A 23,116-nucleotide genomic window follows, 5' to 3' on the forward strand; every position below is an offset into this window, starting at 1 on the left:
CGTGGCCTTGGCCGTGCCCGGCGCGTCGCTGCGCCCAGCGTCTCCGGCGTGGACGCTTGCTGCGGCGGCCGTCCTGGTGCAGATCGCCTACCCACTGATGCCGGAGGCGTGGCGCACCGAGGTGACCATCACCAGCGTCGTGGTGTTCTTCCTCGCGGTCGTCGTCGACACGGGACGGGTGCACGGCCCGTCCGGCGCCGCCTGGCTCGTGGTGGTGGCCGGTGGTCTGGGCCTGCTCGCCGAGGCGATCGGCGTCGCTACCGGATGGCCGTTCGGTGACTACGCCTACACCGGCACACTCGGAGCCGAGATCTTCGGCGTGCCCGTCGTGGTGCCGATGGCATGGGTGATGATGGCGTGGCCTGCGCTGGTGGTGGCTCGCACTCTCGCCGTGCGCGGCCCCGCCGTGATCGCGGTCGGTGCGGCCGCTCTGACCGCGTGGGATGTGTTCCTGGACCCTCAGATGGTGGCGGCCGGGCACTGGACGTGGTCGGATCCCTCCCCCGGGCTTCCGTTGGTCCCCGGCATCCCGTTGACCAACTACGTCGGCTGGCTGCTGGTGTCCGCTGCAGTGATAGCCATCCTTAACACCACGCTGGACCGCGAGGCCGAGCCGTCTGCGCCGGCAGCGGCGCTGTATCTCTGGGTGTACTTCTCCTCGGTGTTGGCACACCTGGTCTTCTTCGGCCTGCCCGGGTCCGCGGTCACCGGCGGATTGCTCATGGGCGCCGTCGCCATCCCGTTCGCCATCAAGCTGCTGCGCCTCGCGCACCCGCCACGTCGTCCCAATAGGAAGCAGACCCGTGAACGACCCGCTCACTAGCCGCGCCGCGCCGTTCCGGATGCGTCCCCGCCACCTCGTCACCCCCGATCCACTGCTGCCCCGCGAGGTGGCGCCCGGCGCCGAGGCCGTCGTCGTCGGCGGCGGCATCGCCGGCATCTCGGCTGCTGTCGTCCTCGCCGAGCGCGGCGTCGAGGTGACCGTGCTCGAAGGCGCCGATCATCTCGGCGGGCGTCTGGGCGCGTGGCCCGAGCGACTTCCGGACGGCGACGAGCAGAACGTCGAGCACGGGTTCCACGCGTTCTTCCGGCACTACTACACGTGGCGTTCGATCCTGCGCCGAGCCGAGCCGGACCTGTCCTTCCTGTCGCCCGTCGCGAAGTATCCGGTCATCTCGGCGACGTGGCCGCCCGAGGACCTGTCGGGTCTGCCCGCCGCGCCACCGCTGAACCTGCTGACGCTGGCCCTGCGCTCCAAGAGCCTGAACCGACGCGAGCTGTTGGCGGCCAACCCGGACGCGGGACGGGCCTTGCTGGCGTACGACCGGGCGACGACGGTCGCCGAACTCGACGACGTCGACGCGGCGACGTTCCTCGATCGCCTCGGCATGAGCGAGCGCACCCGCAGCATGCTCTTCGAGGCGTTCGCCCGGTCGTTCTTCTGCAACCAGGGCCAACTCTCGGCTGCCGAGCTGGTCGCGATGTTCCACTACTACTTCCTCGGCAACCCCGAGGGCATCGGGTTCGACGTGACGAACACCGATCACGCGACCGCGATCTGGCATCCACTGCGCCGCCACCTCGAGGGCCTCGGCGCGCAGATCCACACCGGCGCGAGGGCCACCGGCATCGAACCGGCCGGTCAGGGCTGGCGCGTGGCCTTCACGGGCGCGGCGGACGCCGGTGAGATCACCACCCGGCACCTGGTCCTCGCGCTCGACCCCGGTGCGCTGCGGTCACTGATCGACGCCTCCCCGGCGACGACGGCCGCCGCCCCGCTGCTGGCCCGGCAGTGCGACGCCCTGCGGGTGGCGCCGCCGTTCGCCGTCAGCAGGCTGTGGTTCGACCGCGACGTCGCACCCGAACGGGCACCGTTCAGCGCGGTCAGCGGGCAGCCGAATCTGGACTCCATCGCCGTCTACTCCCGGTTGGAGGAGCCCAGTACCCGGTGGGCAGGTGCCACCGGCGGCTCAGTCGTCGAATTACATTCGTACTCTTGCCGTTTGAGTACGGCCGAGGCCGCGGCGCGGGCCATGCGCGACGAGCTCGCCACGCTCTGGCCCGAGACCGCCGATGCCGTCGTGCTGCACAGCCACGACCGGTTGGAGGCCACCGCCCCCGCCTTTCCGCCCGGGTCGTCGGGCACCCGGCCGGGAGTCCGTACCGACGCCCGCGGACTGCGGCTGGCCGGGGACTACGTCGAGCTCCCCTACCTCGCCGGGTTGATGGAGCGGTCGTCGATGTCGGGGGTGCTCGCGGCCAACGACGTCCTGGCGGAGCTCGGTGCGGCGGCCGAGCCCATCATGGGCGTGCCCCAGCGCGGACTGCTCGCCGGAGTGCCACGGATACCCGGCACGCGCGCTCAGGTCCAGTAGAGGCTGCGGGCCCCGGGCAGGACTGCAGCCAACTCGCGAGCGAACCACGACTGCAGCTCGGCCATCGTCGCCTTCGGGTACACGTACTTGGCAGCGCCGTACTTGCCGAACTTGCGCGTCCGGTCCGACTCGCTCATCTCCAGTTTGGTATTCGGGTACCAGCCGAGCAGGACGTCCTTGCTCTTCTCGGTGAACCGATGGGTGATGCACTCCACCGTGAGGTCGAGGCCGGGCACGTCCGCGACGGCGTCGGCCACGTCGCGCAGCAGGGCGCCATAGCCGTCCCGCCACTGCGGAATCGGCATGATCGGCGCGATGGTCAACCCGACCCGATACCCCGCGAGCGCGAGGGCACGCAGCGCGGCGATGCGTCGCGGCACCCGCGCGGTCCCGCCCTCGAAGCGGTTGGCCACGTCACCGGCGTTGACCGAGACGCGGACTCGGGTCCGGCCTCCGTGCGGCAGGTCGAGCAGGGGCGCAACGTCGTCGTACTTGGTGGTGAACCGCAGGCCGACCGGGCCAGGCCAGGCGTGGGTGCCGACGTGGGCGATCGTCGTCGACAACGAGCCGGTGAGATGCTCGAGGGCCAACGGGTCGGTGTAACAGGACGCCTCGAACGTGGTGCCCTCACCCGAACGGTCCTCGGAGACCGACGTGATGGTGCCGCGGCCGACGTGATCGTCCATCTCGGCGAGGATCTCGGGCAGGTTGGCGTACACCCGCGTGATCGGCGGTCCGGACAGCGAGCCGGCGAGGTAGCAGTACTGACAGTGTCCGGGACAACCCTCAGCGAGATCGATGCGCCAGTCCGCACTCGGCGGGATCGGCTGCAACCGCCGCTTGCTGGGTGGTGCCACCACCACGGCCAGGGTGCGTTTGGCCAATGCGTAGGCGGCGCGGTCGTTCTCGGCGCGCATCGGGGGCAACCGATCACCGGGCAGTACCGTGATCTCCGGTACGCCTGCAGCCTCGCAGCGCGCCACGATGCCTGCGCCGTGCGGTAACTCGGAAGCGGACCGGGTCACCAGCACGCGGGCTGGCTTCCACAGGGTGGGTGCGTCGGGGGTGCCGTTCATGCTGCCTTGGAGAACGCTCCCGCGGACAGTTCACATCCCCGGCGGGTTCGTCGACCTCGCCGCGTCATGAAGCCGAAAGATTCTCCGGCCCAACGCCGGGTACGTGATGGCACATGGATGACCTCACGAAGAAATTCATCAACGCACTCGGCGATCTGCACCGCAATGGCAACGTCGCACCGCTCGTCGACCTCTTCGCCGACGACGCGACCCTCAACAAGGCCGGGATGCCCCACGGGCAGCACGGCAAGGACGGCGCCAGGACGTTCTGGGAGCAGTACCGCCACGTGTTCGATCAGATCGAGGCAACGTTCAGCCACACCGTCACCGATGACGGCATCGCCTATCTGGAGTGGACGTCGAACGGCACGCTGGCCGACGGAACGGACTTCAGTTACGACGGGGTCAGCGTCCTCGAGGGCAGCGGAGACGCGATCGAGGCCTTCCGGACCTACTACGACACCGCCGCCTTCCTGGAGAAGAAGAGCGCCGTCGATTAGTGACCCGCACGTGGGTAGCCTCGGGCGCACTACGCCGAATGACCGCGCGTGTGGCGTAACCGCTTCCCTCGTTCGATGTCCTTGTCCTCCTTGGCCTGGTTCTTCTCCGCGACTCTGGTGTCACGGGCTGGCAGCTGGAGGTCACGTTCGGCGGGGATGCCGGCCTGGAGCTGACGGCCACGCTCCAACTCGGAATCGATCTCCGCACCAAAGAGCAACGCCAGGTTGGTGATCCAGAGCCACAGCAGGAACACGATGACGCCGGCCAGGGCGCCGTAGGTCTTGTTGTAGTTGCTGAAGTTGGAGACGTAGAAGCCGAAGCCGACCGACGCCACGATCCACACCAGGATGGCCACCCCGGCCCCCACGCTCACCCAGCGGAACTTGGGTTGCTTCACGTTCGGCGTGGTGTAGTACAGGATCGCCACCGAGAGAGCGACGAGGATCAGGAGCAGCGGCCAGCGGGCGACATTCCAGACGGTGACGGCGGCCGAACCGACGCCGATCGCGTCACCGACCGCCTTCGCGACGGGCCCGGTGATGGCCAGTGACAGCGCGGCGGCCGCCACCACGACGAGTCCGGCCAGTGTCAGGAGAAGTTGAAGGGGCCGCAGCTTCCACACCGGCCGCCCCTCGTCGATCTCGTAGATGCGGTTCATCGCCCGACCGAACGCACCGATGTAGCCCGAGGCGGACCAGAGGGCACCCGCAATGCCGATCAGCAACGTGAGACCGGCGCTAGGCGACTGGACCAGCTGCTCGATCGGACCTCGCAGGGTGTCGACGGCCGAGTCGGGGCCAACGCTCGAGACGATCTGCAAGATGGCGTCGACCGTGGATTGGCCCTGCCCGAGGACGCCGAGCAACGACACCACCACGACGAGCGCGGGGAAGATCGACAGCACGGCGTAGTACGTCAGAGCAGCCGCCAGATCTGTGCACTGGTCGCTGGTGAACTCACGCATCGTGCTGCGCACCACGAACATCATCGACGGCTTCGTCAGCTGAGCGGGCGAGTCCGGCTTGCGGGGGTCTTCCGGGTCGGCGACGGAATCGGGCGACTTCTGTCGATCAACTGTCACGGGATCATCTGTCCTCTCATCGATCTCGTGCGTCTGCGTACGTTCGGCCTGCTCGTCGGACTCGACTCCCCATGGGCTCGACGGCGATGCGCCCGGATGATCTCGGCGGCTCTGACGTCGGCTCAGGGCGCGGGTCGCCGCCACCCCGCCGGCAACGCTGAGGACGAGGTAGGTCGTCTTGGACATCCTGTTCACGGATAGCCAGTTACCCCGGCCGAGTCGCCGGAAACGTCGCCTTCGGGGGTCCTTACTCCTACAGAACCGGTCTGCCGCCAGTGACGGCCACCCGGGCGCCCGACACGTAGCTGCCGTCGTCGGAGCCCAGCAGCACGTACACCGGTGCCAGCTCGGCGGGCTGTCCCGCGCGACCCAGGGGCGTGTCCGATCCGAAGGACTCGACCTTCTCCGGTGGCATGGTGGCCGGGATGAGCGGGGTCCAGATCGGGCCGGGTGCGACGCTGTTGACGCGAATGCCCTTCTCGCCGAGTAGCTGAGCGAGGCTGGCCGAGAAGTTGGCGATGGCCGCCTTGGTCGCCGCGTAGGGGGCCAGTTGCGGTGAGGGCATGTCGGAGTTCACCGACGAGCTGCCGATCACCGACGCCCCGGGGGGCATGTGCGGCAGGGCCGCCTTGACCAGGTAGAAATAGGCACCGATGTTGAGCCGGAACGTATAGTCCCACTCTTCATCGCTGATCTCGTCGAGCGAGTCATGGCTCATTTGGTAGGCGGCGTTGCTCACCAGGATGTCAATCTTGCCGAATTCGGTTGCCGCTCTTTCGATCACCGCGCGGCAGTGCGCCGGGTCCGCCAAGTCCCCGCGGACCAGGATGCACTTGCGGCCTTCCTTCTCGACCAGCCGAGCCACTTCGGCGGCGTCGTCGTCCTCGTCGAGGTAGGCGATCAGCACGTCGGCCCCTTCGCGGGCGTAGGCGATTGCCACTGCCCGGCCGATGCCGCTGTCACCGCCGGTGATGACGGCGCTCTTGCCGGTTAGCCGATCTGCCCCTCGATAACTGGTCTCACCACAGTCCGGCACCGGGTCCATCAGGGATTGCACGCCTGGCGGTGTCTGCTGCTGCTTGGGAAAGCCCATGTAACTGCCTTACCCGCGGCGCAGCGGGTGAAACCGGCGGCCGGGTCAGTGCTGGGCCGTAACGCGGGCAGCCTCTCGGACCACTACGGATCCGTACGCCGGCCGGAATGGGCATCGAGTGATGCCTCAGCCCGCTGGCCCAGCATGAAGGAGCCGTCGATGACATTGCCGCAAGAGGCGACGCCGCAAGAGACCGAACGGGCCGGTGCCCTCGCGACCCCCACGCCCACATCCTCTGAACGCGCCACGCCCACTCCAGGGTGGCGCTTGGCATTCCTGGCCGGTCTCGCACCCCTGGCCGCAGGGATCGTCACGCTGGTGACCACCTGGTTGGCGATCACCCGTCCCGACGAGCCGTGGTGGACCGGAATCGGTGACCTGGGGTTCAGTTATGCCAGCTTGTCTGCGGCGGGCTCGGGTGCCGACGCGTGGGTGCAACTCAACGCCTCGGTTGGTGGCGTGAACATCGTCGCAGGCGCGATCGCCGTGATGACGGTCGCGGCATTCGCCCTGAGGAGCGGCGAGCGATGGGCCTGGTGGTTCCTTGCCTTCTCGCTGCTCTGGGTCGGGCTGCACGACGCGACGATGGCCACGCTGTACTTCCTGCAGACGGGCCAACCCGTGATGCTGCTGCCCTACTCGTACTGCGCGCTCCTAGCCGCCGGCCTGATGCGGTCTCGTCGCATCGCGATTGCGCGTTAGCCCTTGCCAATTCACGACCCCATGACCATCAGATACGAGGAAACGCCATGACCATCGAAGAAGCACGAACCGCAGCGGCCGCCAACACTCTCACCGCCCTCGGCGCCATCATCCTGCGAGTCGGGCTGGTGGTGCCGCTCGCCTGGATCGGGATTCAGAAGTTCACCGCCGAAGAGGCCAATGCGATCATGCCCCTGATCGCCGAGCAGCCCCTGATGAGCTGGCTATACGACGTTCTCAGTGTTCAGGCGCTGTCCAACGGGCTGGGCGCGGTCGAGATCATGGCCGCGGTTCTGATCGCGATCAGGCCGTGGTCTGCGACGGCATCAGCGCTGGGCAGCGCGATCGCCGCGCTGCTGTTCCTGTCGACGCTCAGTTTCCTCGTCACCACCCCGGGGGTCGTGTCGTCGTCGTCGCTGGGGCTTCCCGTCCTCACCGAGACCGGCGGGTTCCTGATCAAGGACATCGCGCTGCTGGGCGCCGCGGTGTGGACGCTCGGAGAAGCGTTGCAGGCCCGCGCCGGAGCCCGGGCGTCGCACTGACCGAGTCGGGTGCGGACATGCGTGCGGTGGACCGTACGGTACAGCGGTTACGTCGTTTGATTGTTGCCGTTCACCATTCGTGAACGTCGAGAAGCTAGACTGCCGTGGATGTCGGAGACCGCCGAAGACGAGGCCCTGCTGGTCGCAGCACTGCGAGCCGGCGACGAGCGGGCGTTCGCCCGCCTGGTGGATCGGTACGCCCCCTCGATGTTGCGGGTCGCTCGCGGCTACGTGCCCAGTCACGAGGTCGCCGAGGACGTCGTACAGGAAACCTGGATTGCCCTACTTGGCGGGATCTCCAAGTTCGAGGGCCGTTCCTCGGTGCGCACGTGGTTGTTCGCGGTGCTGGTGAACATCGCGAAGAACCGAGGCGTCCGTGAGCGGCGCACCAGCGAGGGATCCAATGACTCGACGAAAACCGTTGACTCCCGGCGCTTTCGCCCCGCCAATGACCCGGAATGGCCTGGGCACTGGAAGGAGGAGGCCGAGCCGTCCCCGTTTCCGGACACGCCCGAGGGTTCGGCGCTGGGTGCGGAGTTGGTGGCCGTGGCGCAACGAGAGATCGACCGGCTGCCCGAGCGGCAACGCGTCGTCGTCACGATGCGCGACGTCCTAGGACTCGATTCCGACGAGGTGTGCGAACTGCTCGACCTCAGCGTCGGCAACCAACGCGTCCTGCTGCACCGCGGCCGTGCGATGGTGCGGGCCGCGCTAGAGTCCTATCTGCAGGAGGAGGGCAGATGACCGACGGACCGATGGCGTGCGAGGACTTCGTGGAGCTCGTCACGGCGTACCTCGAAGACGCCATGGTCCCGTCCGCGCGCGCCCGGTTCGACGAGCATCTCTCCGAATGCGACGGCTGCACGGACTACCTGCAGCAGTTCCGGGTCACCATCGAGACGATGGGGCGAGGCGGCGAAGGCGACCTCACTCCGGAGTTGCGCGACCGGCTGCTGACGGCTTTTCGCACCTTGCGCTGACCGGCACCGTCTCGGCCCGAGAGTCATTCCGATCGATGGAATGCGGCGAACAGCCGCTCGCGGTACCTCGGCTCTAGGGGCTCGTGGCCCATCCTGCGCAGAATCGTTCGGGTCGCATGCACCTGCGCGAGGTAGTTTCGGCATCCGGCACAGCACGCGACGTGGTCCCTGACGGCCGTGGCCATGGCGACGTTCAGCTCCGTATCGCCGTAGGCCGAGGCTAGCTCGGTGACGGCTCGGCACGAGATGTCGTGATGGCGGCGCATGTGGCTGATCCTCTTCGTCGAGTGGGTGTTCCTCTCTCCGGTGGTGTTCGGGGGCGGGTGAACCGTTACGTTCACCAAACTGTACTGAACCGTACAACTCCGCCTCGTAACGCGAGTCGGGCCGCCCGGCACTACGCCATCGCGCACGAAACTCGTGCGCACGACGAAGGGATCACGAATGAAGAGTTTCCTCTTCACCATCATCGCCGCGGGCGCCTTGACGGGCACCGCGCTCGGATTCGCCGGGGCGGCGTCGGCCGCCGGCGGCGCCGACGCGACAATCAACGGGCTGCGCAGCGAGGGCTACCTCGTGCAACTGAACGGAGCACAGACCGCTCCGCTCACCGCCTGCACGGTGACCAACGTGGAGAAGGAGGACCCGTCGGGTGGCAGCAGTCTCACCGCGTACGTGAACGTGGCCTGCCCCGACGGTTGCTAGCTGCGGCCGAGCTGACACCGCCGTCGGAGCGCGGACCGCGGCGGTGTCAGACTCACTCGTCGAGTCCGCCGACCAGCCGCACGCGATTGGCCACGATGTCGGCGGTGACCTCGCCGAGCCGGCGGCCCGACGCGAAGGTGTGCGCACGCACCCTGTCGATGGCCTCGCTCACCGTCACGCCGAGCTGCTCGGCGACCATCCCGGCCGCCACGTGCATGCGGGAGCGGCTGGGTGGCGATCCCGCCAGCCGCGCGAGATCACCGGACGCCACGTCCGCGATGCGCACGGACAGTTCGTCCGCGGCCGCGTGCAGCACGGTCCCGATGGCTTCGGCGTACTGCCGGGCGGCGTCGTCGTCGGCGGCCTTGAGCGCACCGCTTTCATGGCGATAGAGCTCCAGCACACCCAAGGGGACGGAACCGTCCTCGATTGGGTAACCGAAGACGGCGTCGACGCCGACGGCACCTGCCTCCCTGGCGAACGCGGGCCACCGCGTATGGCTGCGCTCGCTGTCGAGGTCGGCGGCGGTGATGGGGCGACCACGGCGGTAGGCGTCGACACATGGGCCCTCACCGACGAGGAACTGCAGTTCGTCGAGGTGTTCTGCCACGGCGTCGGTCGCGTGCAACAGCTCGCGACTGTTCGAGGGCGTGTTCAAGATCACGAGTGCGCCGCCGTCGACCTTGGTGGCGCGCACTGCCATGTCGCAGAGCAGCCCCACCCCGCCGGCGATGAAGGTGAGGGCGGTGTCGTCGGTCCAGTTCTCGGGATCGCGGGGCATGTCGACCATGTCGGGGCTCACCCGAATTCACATGGCGTGAGGTCGTCGGTCGCCGGCCCTTCCAGCCGAGTGCCGTCGGGGGCGAATCGGGAGCCGTGGAGCGGGCATTCCCACGCCATGTCGGCGTCGTTCCAGTTGACGATGCCACCGAGGTGCGGGCACACCGGCGACACGACCCGCTCGACCCCGTCGACGACGCTGCGGGCGCGCAGATGCCACGGTGGGCCGCTGACCACGCCCCATCCGGTCGGAGGCCGATCGGTCGACGCGGCGATCGGAGTCACCCATCCCTTGGCGAGGTTGAAACCGACTTCGAGGTTCGCCTGCGCCAAGGTGGCGATGCCGGCCAGTTCGTGGGGGCTCCAGCTGGCGAACGCATCGGACCAGTCCATCCGACCGCCGAGGATCCGGCTGGACAGCGCCAAGGCGGCGGCGACCCCGTTGGTCATTCCCCACTTGTCGAAACCGGTTGCCACACAAATACTGTCGAGACGCGGCAGGATCGGGCCGACGTACGGCAGCTCGTCGACGGGCGAATAGTCCTGGGCCGACCAGACGTGCGTGCGCACCGCCCCGGGGAAGTGCGTCGTCGTCCAGGCGGCCAACTCGTCGAGTGCCTCCGACGGCGATTTCTCCCTGCCGACGGGATGGCCGGCCCCGCCGACGACCAGGGCCTCACCGTTCGCGGTCGGCGCGTAGCGCAGGGATCGCGTCGGTGAGTCGGCAGCCAGGTACATCCCGCGGGTGATGTCTCCGGGGACGTCGAACGCCATGCAGTAGGAACGCTGTGCCTTCAGTCGGGCGAAGAACCCGCCGCGGTCCAGGATCGGCATCCCCGTTGCGAGGACCAGTTGCCCCGTTCGGATGACGGTGTCCTCGGAATCGGTGTTCCGCACGTGCACCTTCAGCTTGCTGCCCGCACCGGACACGCGATGCACCCGGGCGCCCTGGACGAGCCGCCCGCCATGGTGTTCCAGTTCGGCAACCAGGCTGTCCAGCAAAGGCATTGGGTCGATCTGCGCCTGATCACGCAGCCGCACGCCACCGCGGTAGGGGAACGGCGTGCCGGCGTCATCTACCCATTCGGCGTCCAGGCCGGCGCCCTTCGCGGCCGCCAACTCCGCCTGCACCGTTGGCAGCCCATCCCCGGACTGCGCATAGGTGTAGGCGTCCTCCTGCTGGAAGGCGACCCCGCGACTCTCGCAGTGGCGAAGCAGCCACGCCTGGCCCTCACGGTTGCCCTGGACGTAGGCCGCCGCCATCCGGGATCCATGCTTGGCGGTGATCTTCGACAGCTTGCTGCCCTGCAACAGGCTGATCTTGCCCGTCGTGTTCCCCGTCGTGCATGCGCCCACCGTCCGCGCCTCGAGGACCAGCACGTCCTTCCCCGCCCTTGCTAGCAGGGCGGCGGTGACGAGGCCGGTGATGCCCGCCCCGACGACGACCACGTCGGCCGACGGCCGGCCCGGCACTCCGACGCGCGACGGCATGGCGGTGACGACACGATCAGCAAGCCAGAGCGATGTCATTCTCGCCGCCATACCCCGATGAGGGTCGACCAAACGCGCTCTGCACCTCGGTGTAAGCGGCACGACGTCGGGTATAGGTCCGCGGTGCCCCTTACACAGCGCTCCCGCCCTGCCTCCGCCAAGCACTTCTGCGGCACCTGGTGACGGCCGCACCCACGCCGGTGTCCGAGGACCTGCGCCGCCTGGCCGCCGCACACGGCGTGGCCACCTCGTATCGCAACGAGAAGCGGGAACCGGTGGAGGTCGACGCCGACGTCGTGATCCGCGTGCTCGGGTTGCTCGACGTCGAGGCGGGCACCGAGGCGGATCGCCGTCGCGAACTGCTTCGCCTGGCCGAACTCGACCGCGCGGGGGCGCTCCCGCCGACGGTGGCCGTGCGCGTCGACGGGCGTCCGCATCGGATCCCGGGTGCCGTCGCCCTGGTGACCGAGGACGGCGACCGGATCGAGGTTCGCGACGAGCTTCCCGGTGATCTGTCGCCGGGCTGGTATCGCCTGCACACCGCCAACGGCCAGGACGTCACCCTGGTGGCCGCTCCACCGAAAGTCCCTCAGGCACCAGCCACCTGGGGCTGGATGCTCCAGCTCTACGGGCTGCGTTCGGACCGCTCCTGGGGAATCGGGGATCTGGGCGACCTGCGGGAGTTCGTCGAGTGGACCGCCGAGGAACACGGTTCAGGCGCCGCCCTGCTCAACCCGCTGCATGCGCCGGGCCCGACGCACCCGGTTCAACCGTCGCCCTACACACCATCCAGTCGACGGTTCGCCAACCCGCTCGCGCTGCGGATCGAGGACATCGACGCCTACCGCCGGGCCGACCCCGACACACGCGCGGAGGTGGACGCACTCCGCGTCTCGTCGCACACCGAACGCATCGACCATGACCTGGTCTGGGCGGCGAAACGCGCCGCCCTGGAGCTACTTTGGCGCGCGGAGGGTCGACCCGATCCCCTAACCGCGCCGGACGCGACCGAAGGCCTCCGGGACTGGGCCACCTACTGCGCCCTCGCCGAGCGGCACGGTGGTCGGTGGAGCCGGTGGCCCGCACCGCTGCGCGACGTCACCGCACCAGCGGTGGCGGCAGCGCGTCGGGAGTTGGCGCCGCGGTTGGCGTTTCACGCCTGGGTGCAGCAGCGGTGCGCCGAGCAATTGACCGCCGTCCGGGACACCGCCCGAGACGCCGGCATGGCACTGGGCGTGCTGCACGACCTCGCGGTAGGGGTCGACGCGGACGGTGCGGATGCGTGGGCGCTAGCCGACGTGCTGGCCGCCGGAGTCAGCATCGGCGCGCCGCCGGACAATTTCACGCCTCGCGGTCAGGACTGGGGGCTACCGCCATGGCGGCCGGATCGTCTCGCCGCGTCCGGCTACGCCGCGCTGCGCGACATGCTGCGCGCCGTGCTCGGCCACGCCGACGGGTTGCGGATCGACCACGTCGCCGGACTGTGGCGACTGTGGTGGATTCCGCCGGGCGACAGCCCGGCTCGCGGCACCTATGTGCACTACGACGCGGACGTCATGCTCGCGGTACTCGCGCTGGAAGCGCACCGGGCCGGGGCCACCGTGGTCGGCGAGGACCTGGGGACGGTGGAGCCCGAGGTCACCGAGGCACTCGCCGACGACGACATGATGGGCTGCGCGGTGTCCTGGTTCACCCGCGACGAGGACGCGCCGGGGGAACCACTACTGCCGTCGAAGGCGTGGCCGGCGCGGGCCGCGGCCAGCTTGTCCACGCACGACCTGCCGACGGCGGCGGGATTCCTGCGCGGTGAGCACGTTCGGGCGCGGGCCGACCTGGGTCTGCTCGACGACGTGCCCGCCGAGCAGGCCAACGCCGACCGGGAGCGTGCCGAATGGGTGGCGCTACTGCGGGCCGAGGGTCTGCTGCCTGCCGGCGACGGCGCCTCGCCACCGGAGGAATCGGCGATCATCCTCGCCATGCACCGCTTCCTGGCGTCGACGCCCAGCCACCTCAAGCTGGTGTCACCCTACGACGTGATCGCCGAGCCGCGGCAGCCCAATCTGCCGGGGACCGTTGATGAATACCCCAACTGGCGGCTCCCGCTGGCGATGACTCTCGAACAACTGCGCGACGACCCGAGGGTCGCGGAGGTCGCGGCCGCCTTTCGCTCCGTGGACGCGGCCGGCGAGGGCTAACCTGCCCGGGTGCCGCGGCGGGCTCAGCTGGCCGACGCGGCGACCACGACCTTGTCGCCGCGGCGTTCGGCGGCGGCTCGAAAGGCCTTGTCCGCCTCGGCGAGTGGATACCGCTCGGTGACCAGTAGGTCGAGGTCGACGCCTGAGCCGGCCAGGGCGATGGCGCGCGGGTAGGTGTCGTTCATCCGTCGGACCATCGCGAACGTCAGACCCTTGCGGCGGGCCGGAGCGGCCGGGAACGACGACCGCTCTTCAGAAGGTATCCCCGCCAATGCGATTCGGGCGCCCGGCCGGGCCGCGGCGACGGCGGTGTTGATCGCCGCGTCGGTACCCGCCACCTCCAGCACGACGTCGACCCCTCTGCCGGCCGTGGCATCGAGCACCGCGCCGACGCCATTCTCGGTCGACCACGCCTCGTCCGCCCCGCACCGCAGCGCCGTCGCCCTGCGGTGCTCGAGGGGTTCCACGGCGAACACCCGCGAAGCACCCTGACGTCGGGCCACCTGGATGGCCAGCGCTCCGATCGGGCCGGCGCCCACCACCAGGACGTCGGACCCGCGCCGCAGGTGGCTGACCCCCACCGTGTGGAGCGCGACACCAAGCGGTTCTAGGAGTGCTCCCGCATCGTCGCTGAGATCGTCGGGCAGCGGGTGCAACAGCCGGTCCGGCCAGAACAGCTGCTCGCGCATCGCGCCGTCGAGCGTGCCGTGACCGGCAAACTGCACGGTGGGACAGAGGTTTTGGTAGCCGACGCGACACATCTCGCACACCTCGCAAGGGATCGCGGGGTCGACGGCCACGCGGCGCCCGGCGTACGGTCCGGTGAGAGCGACGGCCGCGAACTCGTGTCCAGGGACGACGGGTCTCTCGATGCGGTTCTCGCCGATGCCGCCGTCGGTGAACCAGTGCAGGTCGGATCCGCAGATGCCGACCGACGTCACCGCGAGACGCGACCAACCCGGTTCGGGTTCAACGGGTTCCGGCTCGTCCCCGATACGCAGGTCGCCGACGGCGTGCAGGCGGGCGGCGATCATCGGGTCATGTCCGCGTCACAGCCCGGCGGCGACGTGGTGGTACACGTCGTTCCACTTCAGTTCGTGGGCGATGCCCCGGACCGTGGTGTCGGCGTCGATGACCAGCAACTCGGTGTCCGTCATCGCGGCGAAGTCGTCGATGGTGTCCGTGCCGACCGCGGTGGTCAGCACGGTGTGGTGTGGCGCGCCGGCCATCAACCACGCCTCGGCGGAGGTGGACCAGCACGGCAGCGGTTCCCACACCGCGCACGCCACCGGTAGGTTCGGTAACGGCTGCGTCGGCTCGACGACGTGAACCTCGTTGGCTACCAAACGGAATCGTGAACCCATGTCGCAGATGCCGATGATGACGGCGTCGCCGGCGGCGGCGGTGAAGCGCAGTCGCACCGGGTCTTCGCGACCACCGATGGCAAGTGGATGCACCTCCAGCGTCGGGGTGCCCGCGGCGATACTGGGGCATACCTCCAGCATGTGCGCGCCAAGGATGCGCTCGTGGCCCGCGGTCAGATCGTAGGTGTAGTCCTCCATGAACGACGTACCGCCCGGCAGTCCCTCGGCCATCACCTTGACGGCACGTAGCATCATCGAGGTCTTCCAGTCGCCCTCGCCGCCGAACCCGTAGCCGTCGGCCATCAACCGCTGCACCGCCAAGCCGGGTAGCTGTCGCAGCCCGCCGAGGTCCTCGAAGTTCGTAGTGAAGGCGTGGAAATTACCGTCCTGCAGGAACTTCCGTAGACCCAGCTCGATCTGAGCCCCGTGCCGCAGGGAGGCGTGCCGGTCACCGCCGGAGCGCAGTTCGGCAGCGATGTCGTAGGTGTTCTCGTACTCGCGGATCAGCTTGTCGATGTCGGCGGGCCGGACCCGCTGCACCACCTCGACGAGGTCGTTGACGCCGTAGGTGTCGATGGACGCGCCGAAGTGCGCCTCGGCCTCGACCTTGTCGCCCTCGGTGACGGCGACCCCGCGCATGTTGTCGCCGAACCGCGCCAGCTTCAGCGTCGAGAGCTCGGCGTGCCCGAGTGCTGCACGCACCCACGACCCGATCCTGGCGCGGGTGTGCGGGTCGTCGACGTGACCGGCGATGGTCTTTCGGGACGTCGACAACCGGGACTGGATGTAGCCGAACTCGCGGTCACCGTGGGCGGCCTGATTGAGGTTCATGAAGTCCATGTCGATGCTGTCCCATGGCAGTTCGACGCCGAACTGGGTGTGCAGGTGCAGCAGAGGCTTGCGCAGTGCCTTTAGCCCGCGGATCCACATCTTCGCCGGCGAGAACGTGTGCATCCAGGCGATCACGCCGATGCACTCGGGTGTGCTGCTCGCCTCGGTGAGCACGCGGGCGATCTGGTCGGCGTCGGTGACCACGGGGATCCAGCGCACCTCGACCGGGATCTCGGTGCTGCCGTCGAGCCGCTCGGCGATCTGGCGGGACTGATCGGCGACCTGGTCGAGGATCTCCTGCCCGTACATGGACTGGCTGCCCGTGATCATCCAGACCTGGCTGGTGACGAGTCTGGACGCGATCATCGCTGGTTCTCCTCGAGAGTGTCGGCGTGCGGGCTGGTTTGGCCGTACACGTTCTGGTAGCGCTCGAACAACGCCGTCACGTCCGCCGCATCGATGGATGGCGCCATGCCGAGTTGACGGCTGATGTGTACGGTCCGGGCGACGTCCTCGACCATGACCGCCGCCTTCACCGCGTCACGGGCCGTGCGGCCGATGGTGAAGGGGCCGTGGTGCCGCATCAGGACCGCTGGAGATCGGCTGTCGCGCAACGTCTCGACGATGCCGCGGCCGATCGAGTCGTCACCGATGAGCGCGAAGGGACCGACCGGAACATCACCGCCGAACTCGTCGGCGATCATGGTGAGCACGCACGGGATGGGCTCACCCCTGGCGGCCCACGCCGTGGCATACGTGGAGTGGGTGTGCACGACACCGCCCACCTCGGGCATGTGCCGGTAGACGTATGCATGCGCGGCGGTGTCCGACGACGGGTTGAGCGCACCGTCGACGAGGTTGCCGTACAGGTCGCACACCACCATGTCGTCGGCGGTCAGCGAATCGTAGTCCGCCCCGGACGGTTTGATCACCATGAGGTCGCTGTCGGGCACCCTGGCCGAGACGTTGCCCGCGGTCCAGATCACCAGCTCGTAGTGCGTCAGCTGCGCGTGGAGTTCGCAGACCTCGCGGCGCAGCCTGGCGATGACGCGGTCGGTCTCGGACGTGACGGTCATCGCAGCGCTCCGATCGCGTCGCGCGACCCGATGCGACGCAGCCGGCGCATCATGTCGTTACCGCGCCCGAACCAGTCATACATCGACACGTACTCGCGATAGAGCTCGTCGTAGAGCGCGACGTTCTCTGGTATCGGGTTGTAGGCTCCGCGGATTCGCCGACCCATCTGCTTGGCGGCGGCGCGGACGTCGTCGAAGGCGCCCGCCGCGGTGGCCGCGTGGATCGCCGCACCCAGCGCGGGTGCCTGCGTCGAGGGCACCGTCGACAGTGGCAGGCCCACCACGTCGGCGTAGATCTGCATCAGGAGGCGGTTCTTCAGCAGGCCGCCTGCCACCACCAGCTCGGTGACCGGAACACCGCTGTCGACGAAGGTCTCGACGATCATTCGGGTGCCGAAGGCGGTGGCCTCCAGCAACGCCCGGTACATGTCGACACACGTGGTCTTCAACGTCTGCCCGACGATGACCCCGGACAGTTCGTGGTCCACCAGGACAGACCGGTTGCCGCTGTGCCAGTCCAGCGCGACCAGCCCGTGCTCACCGACCCGCTGCGGGGCGGCCAGCTCGGTGAGGTATTCGTGCAGGGTGATGCCACGACGGCGCGCCTCGACCTGGTACCGCTCCGGGACGCAGTTGTCGATGAACCAGGCGAAGATGTCCCCCACGCCGGACTGGCCGGCTTCGTAACCCCAACTCCCCTCGAGGATCCCACCGTCGACGACGCCGCACATACCGGGTACCTCGCGCAGCACGTCGGAGTTCATCACATGGCAGGTGGACGTGCCGATGATCGCCACCAGCTCGCCGGACTCCAGCGCGTCGGCGGCCGCGACGGTCACGTGGGCATCGACGTTGCCCACGGCCACCGAGATGCCCTCGGGCAACCCGGTCCACTGCGCGGCCTCGGCGGTGAGGGTTCCGGCGCGGTCGCCGAGTTGGCCGATCGCGTGATCCAGCTTCTCGGTGACGAAGTCGGCGAAATCCGGGTGCACCTCGGCGAGGAAGTCCCGGGAGGGGTACCTGCCGTCCTGGCGGATGCCCTTGTACCCGGCGGTGCACGCGTTGCGGACGTAGCTGCCGCACAGCTGCCAGACGATCCAGTCGGCGGCCTCGACGAAGTGGTCCATGGTCGCGTACATCTGCGGATCCTCTTCCAGGATCTGCAGCGCCTTGGCGAACTCCCACTCACTGGAGATCAGCCCGCCGTAGCGCGGCAACCAGGTCTCACCCCGTTGGGCCGCAACGGTATTGATGCGGTCGGCCTGGGGTTGCGGCGAATGGTGGCGCCACAACTTCGCGTAGGCGTGCGGCCGGTCGGCGAACTGCTCGAGATCGCAGAGCGGCGTCCCGTCGTCGAGCACCGGCACCATGGTGCAGGCGGTGAAGTCGGTGCCGATGCCGATGACGTCGGACGGATCGATGCCGGCCCTGGCCACGGCTTCGGGGACCGCGGTACGCAGCACGTCGACGTAGTCGGAGGGAACTTGAAGAGCCGTGGACGCCGGCAGCCTGACGTCGTGACCGGGCAGCGTCTCGGAGACCACACCGTGTTCGTAGACGTGTTCGGCGCTCGCCAGCTCGTGCCCGTCGCTGATGCGTACCACCAGGGCCCGTCCGGAGAGGGTGCCGAAATCGACTCCGACGGTGTATTTCTCGGTGGCCTGCTCGCCGCTCATCGGGTCTCCTCGTGCGGTGCCGTGCTACTGCGGACGATCAGTTCCGGCGGCAGCAGTGGCACGTTGGTGGTCGAGCCGTCCAGGGTGGCAGCGACCAGGTCGATGGCCTTGCGGCCGATCGCCTGGAAGTCCTGTCGGACGGTGGTGAGGGCGGGGTTGAGGTACCCCGCCTCGGGGATGTCGTCGAACCCGACGATGCTGATGTCTCCGGGGACCGACAGCTTGGCCTCGGCGAACGCGTGCAGGACGCCGATGGCCATCTGGTCGTTGGCCACGAACACCGCGGATGCCTCACCGCGGGCGGCCAATTCGCGACCGATCTGGTAGCCGCGCGCCGGGGTCCAGTCGCCCTCCCAGTGTTCCCTGGGGGTCAGCCCGGCGTCCCGCATCGCCTGTTCGTAGCCGGTGCGGCGGCCCTTGGCCTCGGTCCAGCTCACCGGTCCCGAGACGTGGTCGATGGCGCGGTGCCCGAGGTCGATCAAATGCTGGGTGGCCTGGCGCGCCCCGTCGATCTGATCGACACCGACGCTGAGACCGCGACCGGAGAGGTCGCCCTCGACCACGATCAGAGGCAGACCGGGGTCGGCGGAGTGCACGACCGCGAGGGCGTCCTCCTGCGCGGCGATCATCACGATGGCCTCGACCGATTGGCGCACGAGGTAGTCCAACGCACCCCGCAGGTCCTCCACGGTCACCTCGGCCAACGGCACCAGGCTGGAGAAGTAGCCTGCCGCGCGGGCAGCTTCCTGCACCGACCGCTGGATGCTCGCCGGGCCGTAGAGCGCGCTGTTCGTACCGACGATTCCGATGACACCGGACCGCCTCGTCACCAGCGCCCGGGCGGCGGTGTTGGGCCGGTACCCGAGTTCCTCGATGGCCTGGACGACGCGCGCCTTCGTGGCGGGCCGGATACTCGGCGACCCGTTGATCACCCGTGACACGGTCTGGTGGCTCACACCGGCCAGCCGTGCCACGTCGGCCATGACGGGCTTCGGCGTCATCGGTTGCAGGGGATGGCTACTCATCCGGGCTTCCTCACCAGTAGTCGCTGAACGAGCACGAACATCAGCAGCAGTACTCCGGTCATGATCCTGGTCCAGTAGGAATCGAGATTCTCCGCGGTCACGAATGTCTGGATGGTGCCGAGGACGAGCACGCCGATCAGTGAGCCGAGGACGAATCCCACACCGCCGGAGAGCAGCACCCCGCCGATCACCGCGGCGGCGATGGCGTCGAGTTCGAGGCCGATGCCGTTGAGGCTGTATCCGGACAGCTTCTGCGTCGCGAGCAGCAGCCCCGCCATGGCCGCGCAGAACCCGCTGATCGCGTATACCGACACCCGGGCGCGAGACGCCTTGAGGCCCATCAGCCGCGCCGACTGCAGGTTGCCGCCCACGGCGTAGACGGTGCGGCCGTAACGGGTCTGGTGCAACACGAAGACCGCGACGACCACTGCGATCAATGCGACCACCACGGACCACCGGATGAACTTGTCCTCGTAGACGTAGACGTAGTTCAAACCGAACTGGCGCAACAGCGGATCCTTGATCGGCAGCGTGTCGACACTGATGACGTAGCAGAGGCCGCGGGCCAGGAACATGCCGGCGAGCGTGGCGATGAACGGCTGGACGTCGAAGTATTCGATCACCAGTCCCATCAGCAGGCCCAGTAGCGGACCCACCACCAGCACGGCGCCGACGGCCAAGGGCATCGGCCACCCCGCCTTCAGTGCGGTCGCGACGATCACCGTGGACAGGGCCACCACCGACCCGACGGACAGGTCGATGCCCCCGGTCAGGATGACGAATGTCATGCCGACCGCCAGCACGATGAGATAGGCGTTGTCCACCAACAGGTTCAGGAAGACTTGCGTGGGGCTGGCGAAGTCGTAGCGGGCGACGACCACGCCGAATAGGACGACGAACAGCACCAGGGAGGCGAGCGGGGACAGGTATCGACCCCGTATTCGCCGCATCAGTTCGCCGGTGTCGACGAGTGGACGGGTCGCGGATTGAACGCTCATTTGGCCGCCATCGCCGTAGGGGGTACCGAAACGGGTTGTGCGGCAGCATCATCTGTTGGCGGAGCCACTGTCGGCGGCGAGGTCCGGGTCCGGCGTCTGGCCAACAGGGCGCGGAACTTCGGCGCCTGCAGCAGGCAGACGGCGATGACGACGAGGGCCTTGAACACCAACGTCGTCTCCGGGGTGATGCCCGCGGTGTACACCGTGGTGGTCAGGGTCTGGATGATCAGGGCGCCGAGGATGGTGCCGGTGAGGCTGAATCGTCCACCGAGGAGCGAAGTTCCACCGATCACCACGGCGAGAATGGCATCCATCTCGATCCACAGGCCCGCGTTGTTGGCGTCCGCGGCCGAGATGTTCGAGGCGATCATCAGCCCGGCGATCCCCGCGCACAGCGCGCAGAAGACGTACACGGCGAACACGATGGTGCGGTGACGCACGCCGGCCAGCCTGCTGGCCTCCGGGTTGATGCCGACCGATTCCAGCAGCATGCCGAGCGCAGTGCGCCGGGTGAGCAGACCCACCAGGGCGAACACGGACAGGCTCACCAGGATCGCGACGGGCAGTCCGAAGACGAAGCCCGCGCCGAGCACCTTGAACGGGGGGCTGGTGATCGTGACGATCTGCCCGTCGGTGATCAGCAGCGCCAGGCCGCGGCCAGCCGTCATTATGAGCACCAGGGTGGCGATGATCGGCTGAACCCCGAACACCGACACCAGCATTCCGTTCCACAGGCCCAGCGCGACCGCGACGCCCAGCGCAATGGCCATCGCGGTCACGACGGTGCCGGCGCCGGTCGGGTCTGCGGAAGCGGCGATGTGCGCACAGGCGAGAGCTCCGCTAACGGCGACGACCGCGCCGACGGACAGGTCGATTCCGCGGGAGGCGATCACCAACGTCATGCCGAGGGCCACCAGCATGGTGGGGGCGCCGTTGCGCAGGATGTCGATGAGGCTGCCGAACAGGTGACCGTCCTGTATGCGGATGTTCAGGAAGCTGGGCGTCACGATGACGTTGACGACCAGGAGGGCGATCAGTGCCAGCGCCGGCCAGATCAGCGGCGACGCACTCAGCTTCTTCGTCATCGCGCACCTCCCGCCGCGATGAGGGTGGTGAGTTCCGAGACGCTGCGGTCGGAGCCGACCTGCGCGACGCAGTGGCCGTCGCGCAGGACGGCGATGCGGTCGCTGATCCGGGCTACCTCGTCGAGTTCGGCGGAGATGAACACCACGCCCATACCCTCGTTGGCCAGGTCGGCGACGAGTTTCTGGATCTGCGCCTTGGCGCCAACGTCGATGCCGCGCGTCGGTTCGTCGAGGATGAACAGTTGAGGTTCGGTGATCAGCCACCGCGCCAGCAGCACCTTCTGCTGGTTGCCGCCGCTGAGATTCTTGACCGGTATCGACGCGTTGCGGGGCCGGATGTCGAGGGCGTCCAGGTAGCGTTCGACGAGGTCGTCCTTGGCCTTGTGTGACAAGGGGCGGGCGAAGCCGCGGCGAGCCTGCAGTGCGAGCACCAGGTTGTCGCGCACGCTGAGTTCACCGATGATGCCCTCGGCCTTGCGATCCTCCGAGGAGAAGGCGAGTCCCTTCGCGATGGCGGCGCGCGGCGAGCGCATCGCGGCCGGTTTGCCATTGACCAGCATCCGTCCCGTGGTCGCCCGGTCGGCGCCGAAGAGCAGTCGCGCCAGCTCCGTTCGCCCGGAGCCCAGTAGACCGGCCAGGCCAACCACTTCGCCGCGGTGCACGTCGAGATCCATGGGTTGTAACCGGGGTTTGCGCCCAATTCCCCTGGCGCTGAGCACGATCTCGTCGGTGGTCGGCGTGGTGGTGGCCGCGGTGTCGGCGATCTCCTCCAGAAGATTCAGGTCGTGTCCCAGCATCGCGGCCACCAGCGCGACCCGGTCGAGCGCCGCGGTCGGGTACTCACCCACCAGACGGCCGTTGCGCAGCACCGTCATTCGGTCCGAGACTTCGTAGACCTGGTCCAGGAAGTGGGATACGAACAGGATCGCCGTACCACCGTCACGGAGGCGGCGCATCACCCGGAACAGCTCGGCGACCTCGTCGGCATCGAGGCTGGAAGTCGGCTCGTCGAGGATCAGCACGCGGGCCGAGACCGCCGTGGCGCGGGCGATCGCGACGAGCTGCTGGATGGCGATCGGGTGCGCACCGAGGGTCGACCGGGGGTCGATCTCGAGGTCGAGCTCGCCGAGCAGTTCGGTCGCGCGACGGTTCATCGCGCGGTAGTCGATGCGGCCGAGGCGGCGTGGCTCGCGGCCGAGCAGGATGTTCTCCGCCACAGTCAGATTCGCGCAGAGGTTGACCTCTTGGTAGACGGTGCTGATCCCGGCGTCCTGCGCTTGTCTGGGGCCGCTGAACCGTTGTTCGACACCGTCGACCGTGATGCTGCCCGAATCGATCTCGTAGACACCGGTGAGCGCCTTGATCAACGTCGACTTGCCCGCGCCGTTCTCCCCCATCAACGCGTGGATCTCACCGGGCAGCAGCCGGAAGTCGACACCGTCGAGCGCCTTCACGCCAGGAAAGTCGATGGTGACGTCCTGCACGAGGACCACCGCGGCGTCGGCGGGCCCGGGGCGGGGTGTGGTCATCGGAGCATCCT

The 23,116-nt window shown here is 68.4% G+C and carries 23 protein-coding genes; 9 read left to right on the plus strand and 14 right to left on the minus strand.

Annotation, left to right across the window (positions count from 1 at the left end; genetic code table 11):
- The first annotated feature begins 1 nt into the window (after position 1).
- Positions 2–823, plus strand: coding sequence for a carotenoid biosynthesis protein (locus QUE68_RS28110; RefSeq protein WP_284234424.1), 822 nt, complete (start codon positions 2–4; stop codon positions 821–823).
- Complete coding sequence (locus QUE68_RS28115) at positions 804–2,375, plus strand: FAD-dependent oxidoreductase (RefSeq protein WP_284234426.1); 1,572 nt, start codon at positions 804–806, stop codon at positions 2,373–2,375. The genes QUE68_RS28110 and QUE68_RS28115 overlap by 20 nt, the downstream gene beginning before the upstream one ends.
- On the opposite strand, the gene QUE68_RS28120 is transcribed toward QUE68_RS28115, so the two are convergent.
- Positions 2,363–3,451 (minus strand): spore photoproduct lyase family protein, encoded by a 1,089-nt coding sequence (locus QUE68_RS28120; protein WP_284234428.1) that lies wholly within the window; start codon positions 3,449–3,451, stop codon positions 2,363–2,365. The genes QUE68_RS28115 and QUE68_RS28120 overlap by 13 nt on opposite strands.
- A 113-nt stretch (positions 3,452–3,564) precedes the next feature.
- Between QUE68_RS28120 and QUE68_RS28125 the strand changes: the two genes are divergently transcribed.
- Complete coding sequence (locus QUE68_RS28125) at positions 3,565–3,951, plus strand: nuclear transport factor 2 family protein (protein ID WP_284234430.1); 387 nt, start codon at positions 3,565–3,567, stop codon at positions 3,949–3,951.
- Between the two features lie 29 nt (positions 3,952–3,980).
- On the opposite strand, the gene QUE68_RS28130 is transcribed toward QUE68_RS28125, so the two are convergent.
- Positions 3,981–5,219, minus strand: coding sequence for a YihY/virulence factor BrkB family protein (locus QUE68_RS28130; RefSeq protein WP_284230184.1), 1,239 nt, complete (start codon positions 5,217–5,219; stop codon positions 3,981–3,983).
- 67 nt (positions 5,220–5,286) lie between these two features.
- The gene (locus tag QUE68_RS28135) at positions 5,287–6,126 is read right to left on the minus strand and encodes an SDR family oxidoreductase (RefSeq protein WP_284234432.1); all 840 of its coding nucleotides are present in this window, start codon (positions 6,124–6,126) and stop codon (positions 5,287–5,289) included.
- A gap of 159 nt (positions 6,127–6,285) precedes the next feature.
- On the opposite strand from QUE68_RS28135, the gene QUE68_RS28140 reads away from it, so the two are divergent.
- From QUE68_RS28140 to QUE68_RS28155, 4 genes are all read left to right on the plus strand, one after another.
- Complete coding sequence (locus tag QUE68_RS28140) at positions 6,286–6,828, plus strand: hypothetical protein (protein ID WP_286274811.1); 543 nt, start codon at positions 6,286–6,288, stop codon at positions 6,826–6,828.
- Between the two features lie 47 nt (positions 6,829–6,875).
- Positions 6,876–7,370: a DUF417 family protein gene (locus QUE68_RS28145; protein ID WP_286274812.1), complete on the plus strand. Its 495-nt coding sequence runs from the start codon at positions 6,876–6,878 to the stop codon at positions 7,368–7,370.
- A gap of 108 nt (positions 7,371–7,478) precedes the next feature.
- Positions 7,479–8,114, plus strand: coding sequence for an RNA polymerase sigma factor (locus QUE68_RS28150; protein ID WP_286274813.1), 636 nt, complete (start codon positions 7,479–7,481; stop codon positions 8,112–8,114).
- Positions 8,111–8,350 (plus strand): anti-sigma factor family protein, encoded by a 240-nt coding sequence (locus QUE68_RS28155; protein WP_284230193.1) that lies wholly within the window; start codon positions 8,111–8,113, stop codon positions 8,348–8,350. Before QUE68_RS28150 ends, QUE68_RS28155 begins: the two co-directional genes overlap by 4 nt.
- A gap of 23 nt (positions 8,351–8,373) precedes the next feature.
- Here the strand turns inward: QUE68_RS28155 and QUE68_RS29590 are convergent, their stop codons facing one another.
- A complete protein-coding gene (locus QUE68_RS29590) occupies positions 8,374–8,820 on the minus strand; it encodes an anti-sigma factor family protein (protein ID WP_353507018.1) in 447 nt (148 codons plus the stop codon).
- Here QUE68_RS29590 and QUE68_RS28160 point away from each other — a divergent pair.
- Positions 8,795–9,055, plus strand: a complete 261-nt coding sequence (locus tag QUE68_RS28160; protein WP_286274814.1) for a hypothetical protein — start codon at positions 8,795–8,797, stop codon at positions 9,053–9,055. The genes QUE68_RS29590 and QUE68_RS28160 overlap by 26 nt on opposite strands.
- A 52-nt stretch (positions 9,056–9,107) precedes the next feature.
- Here the strand turns inward: QUE68_RS28160 and QUE68_RS28165 are convergent, their stop codons facing one another.
- Complete coding sequence (locus QUE68_RS28165) at positions 9,108–9,857, minus strand: GAF domain-containing protein (protein ID WP_286274815.1); 750 nt, start codon at positions 9,855–9,857, stop codon at positions 9,108–9,110.
- A complete protein-coding gene (locus QUE68_RS28170) occupies positions 9,854–11,365 on the minus strand; it encodes an FAD-dependent oxidoreductase (RefSeq protein ID WP_286274816.1) in 1,512 nt (503 codons plus the stop codon). The genes QUE68_RS28165 and QUE68_RS28170 overlap by 4 nt, the downstream gene beginning before the upstream one ends.
- Positions 11,366–11,505: 140 nt before the next feature.
- Here QUE68_RS28170 and malQ point away from each other — a divergent pair, with 140 nt between their 5' ends.
- Entirely contained in the window at positions 11,506–13,521 is a 2,016-nt protein-coding gene (gene malQ, locus QUE68_RS28175) for a 4-alpha-glucanotransferase (RefSeq protein ID WP_286274817.1), read from the plus strand.
- A 23-nt stretch (positions 13,522–13,544) separates the two neighbouring features.
- On the opposite strand, the gene QUE68_RS28180 is transcribed toward malQ, so the two are convergent.
- The 8 genes from QUE68_RS28180 to QUE68_RS28215 are packed head-to-tail and all read right to left on the minus strand — an operon-like array spanning position 13,545 to position 23,105.
- Entirely contained in the window at positions 13,545–14,555 is a 1,011-nt protein-coding gene (locus QUE68_RS28180) for a zinc-dependent alcohol dehydrogenase (protein WP_286274818.1), read from the minus strand.
- Between the two features lie 15 nt (positions 14,556–14,570).
- Positions 14,571–16,082: an L-arabinose isomerase gene (gene araA, locus QUE68_RS28185; protein ID WP_286274819.1), complete on the minus strand. Its 1,512-nt coding sequence runs from the start codon at positions 16,080–16,082 to the stop codon at positions 14,571–14,573.
- Positions 16,079–16,792, minus strand: coding sequence for an L-ribulose-5-phosphate 4-epimerase (locus QUE68_RS28190; RefSeq protein WP_286274820.1), 714 nt, complete (start codon positions 16,790–16,792; stop codon positions 16,079–16,081). The genes araA and QUE68_RS28190 overlap by 4 nt, the downstream gene beginning before the upstream one ends.
- Complete coding sequence (gene araB / locus QUE68_RS28195; RefSeq protein WP_286274821.1) at positions 16,789–18,468, minus strand: ribulokinase; 1,680 nt, start codon at positions 18,466–18,468, stop codon at positions 16,789–16,791. The genes QUE68_RS28190 and araB overlap by 4 nt, the downstream gene beginning before the upstream one ends.
- Entirely contained in the window at positions 18,465–19,493 is a 1,029-nt protein-coding gene (locus QUE68_RS28200) for a LacI family DNA-binding transcriptional regulator (RefSeq protein WP_286274822.1), read from the minus strand. The genes araB and QUE68_RS28200 overlap by 4 nt, the downstream gene beginning before the upstream one ends.
- Positions 19,490–20,491 (minus strand): ABC transporter permease subunit, encoded by a 1,002-nt coding sequence (locus tag QUE68_RS28205; RefSeq protein ID WP_286274823.1) that lies wholly within the window; start codon positions 20,489–20,491, stop codon positions 19,490–19,492. Before QUE68_RS28205 ends, QUE68_RS28200 begins: the two co-directional genes overlap by 4 nt.
- Positions 20,488–21,576 carry an ABC transporter permease gene (locus QUE68_RS28210; protein WP_286274824.1) on the minus strand — a complete coding sequence of 363 codons (1,089 nt, stop codon included), beginning with the start codon at positions 21,574–21,576 and terminating at the stop codon, positions 20,488–20,490. The genes QUE68_RS28205 and QUE68_RS28210 overlap by 4 nt, the downstream gene beginning before the upstream one ends.
- Entirely contained in the window at positions 21,573–23,105 is a 1,533-nt protein-coding gene (locus QUE68_RS28215) for a sugar ABC transporter ATP-binding protein (protein ID WP_286274825.1), read from the minus strand. The genes QUE68_RS28210 and QUE68_RS28215 overlap by 4 nt, the downstream gene beginning before the upstream one ends.
- Positions 23,106–23,116 lie beyond the last annotated feature (11 nt).

The sequence above is a fragment of the Mycolicibacterium sp. TUM20985 genome, from assembly GCF_030295745.1.
Classification (GTDB): Bacteria; Actinomycetota; Actinomycetes; order Mycobacteriales; family Mycobacteriaceae; genus Mycobacterium.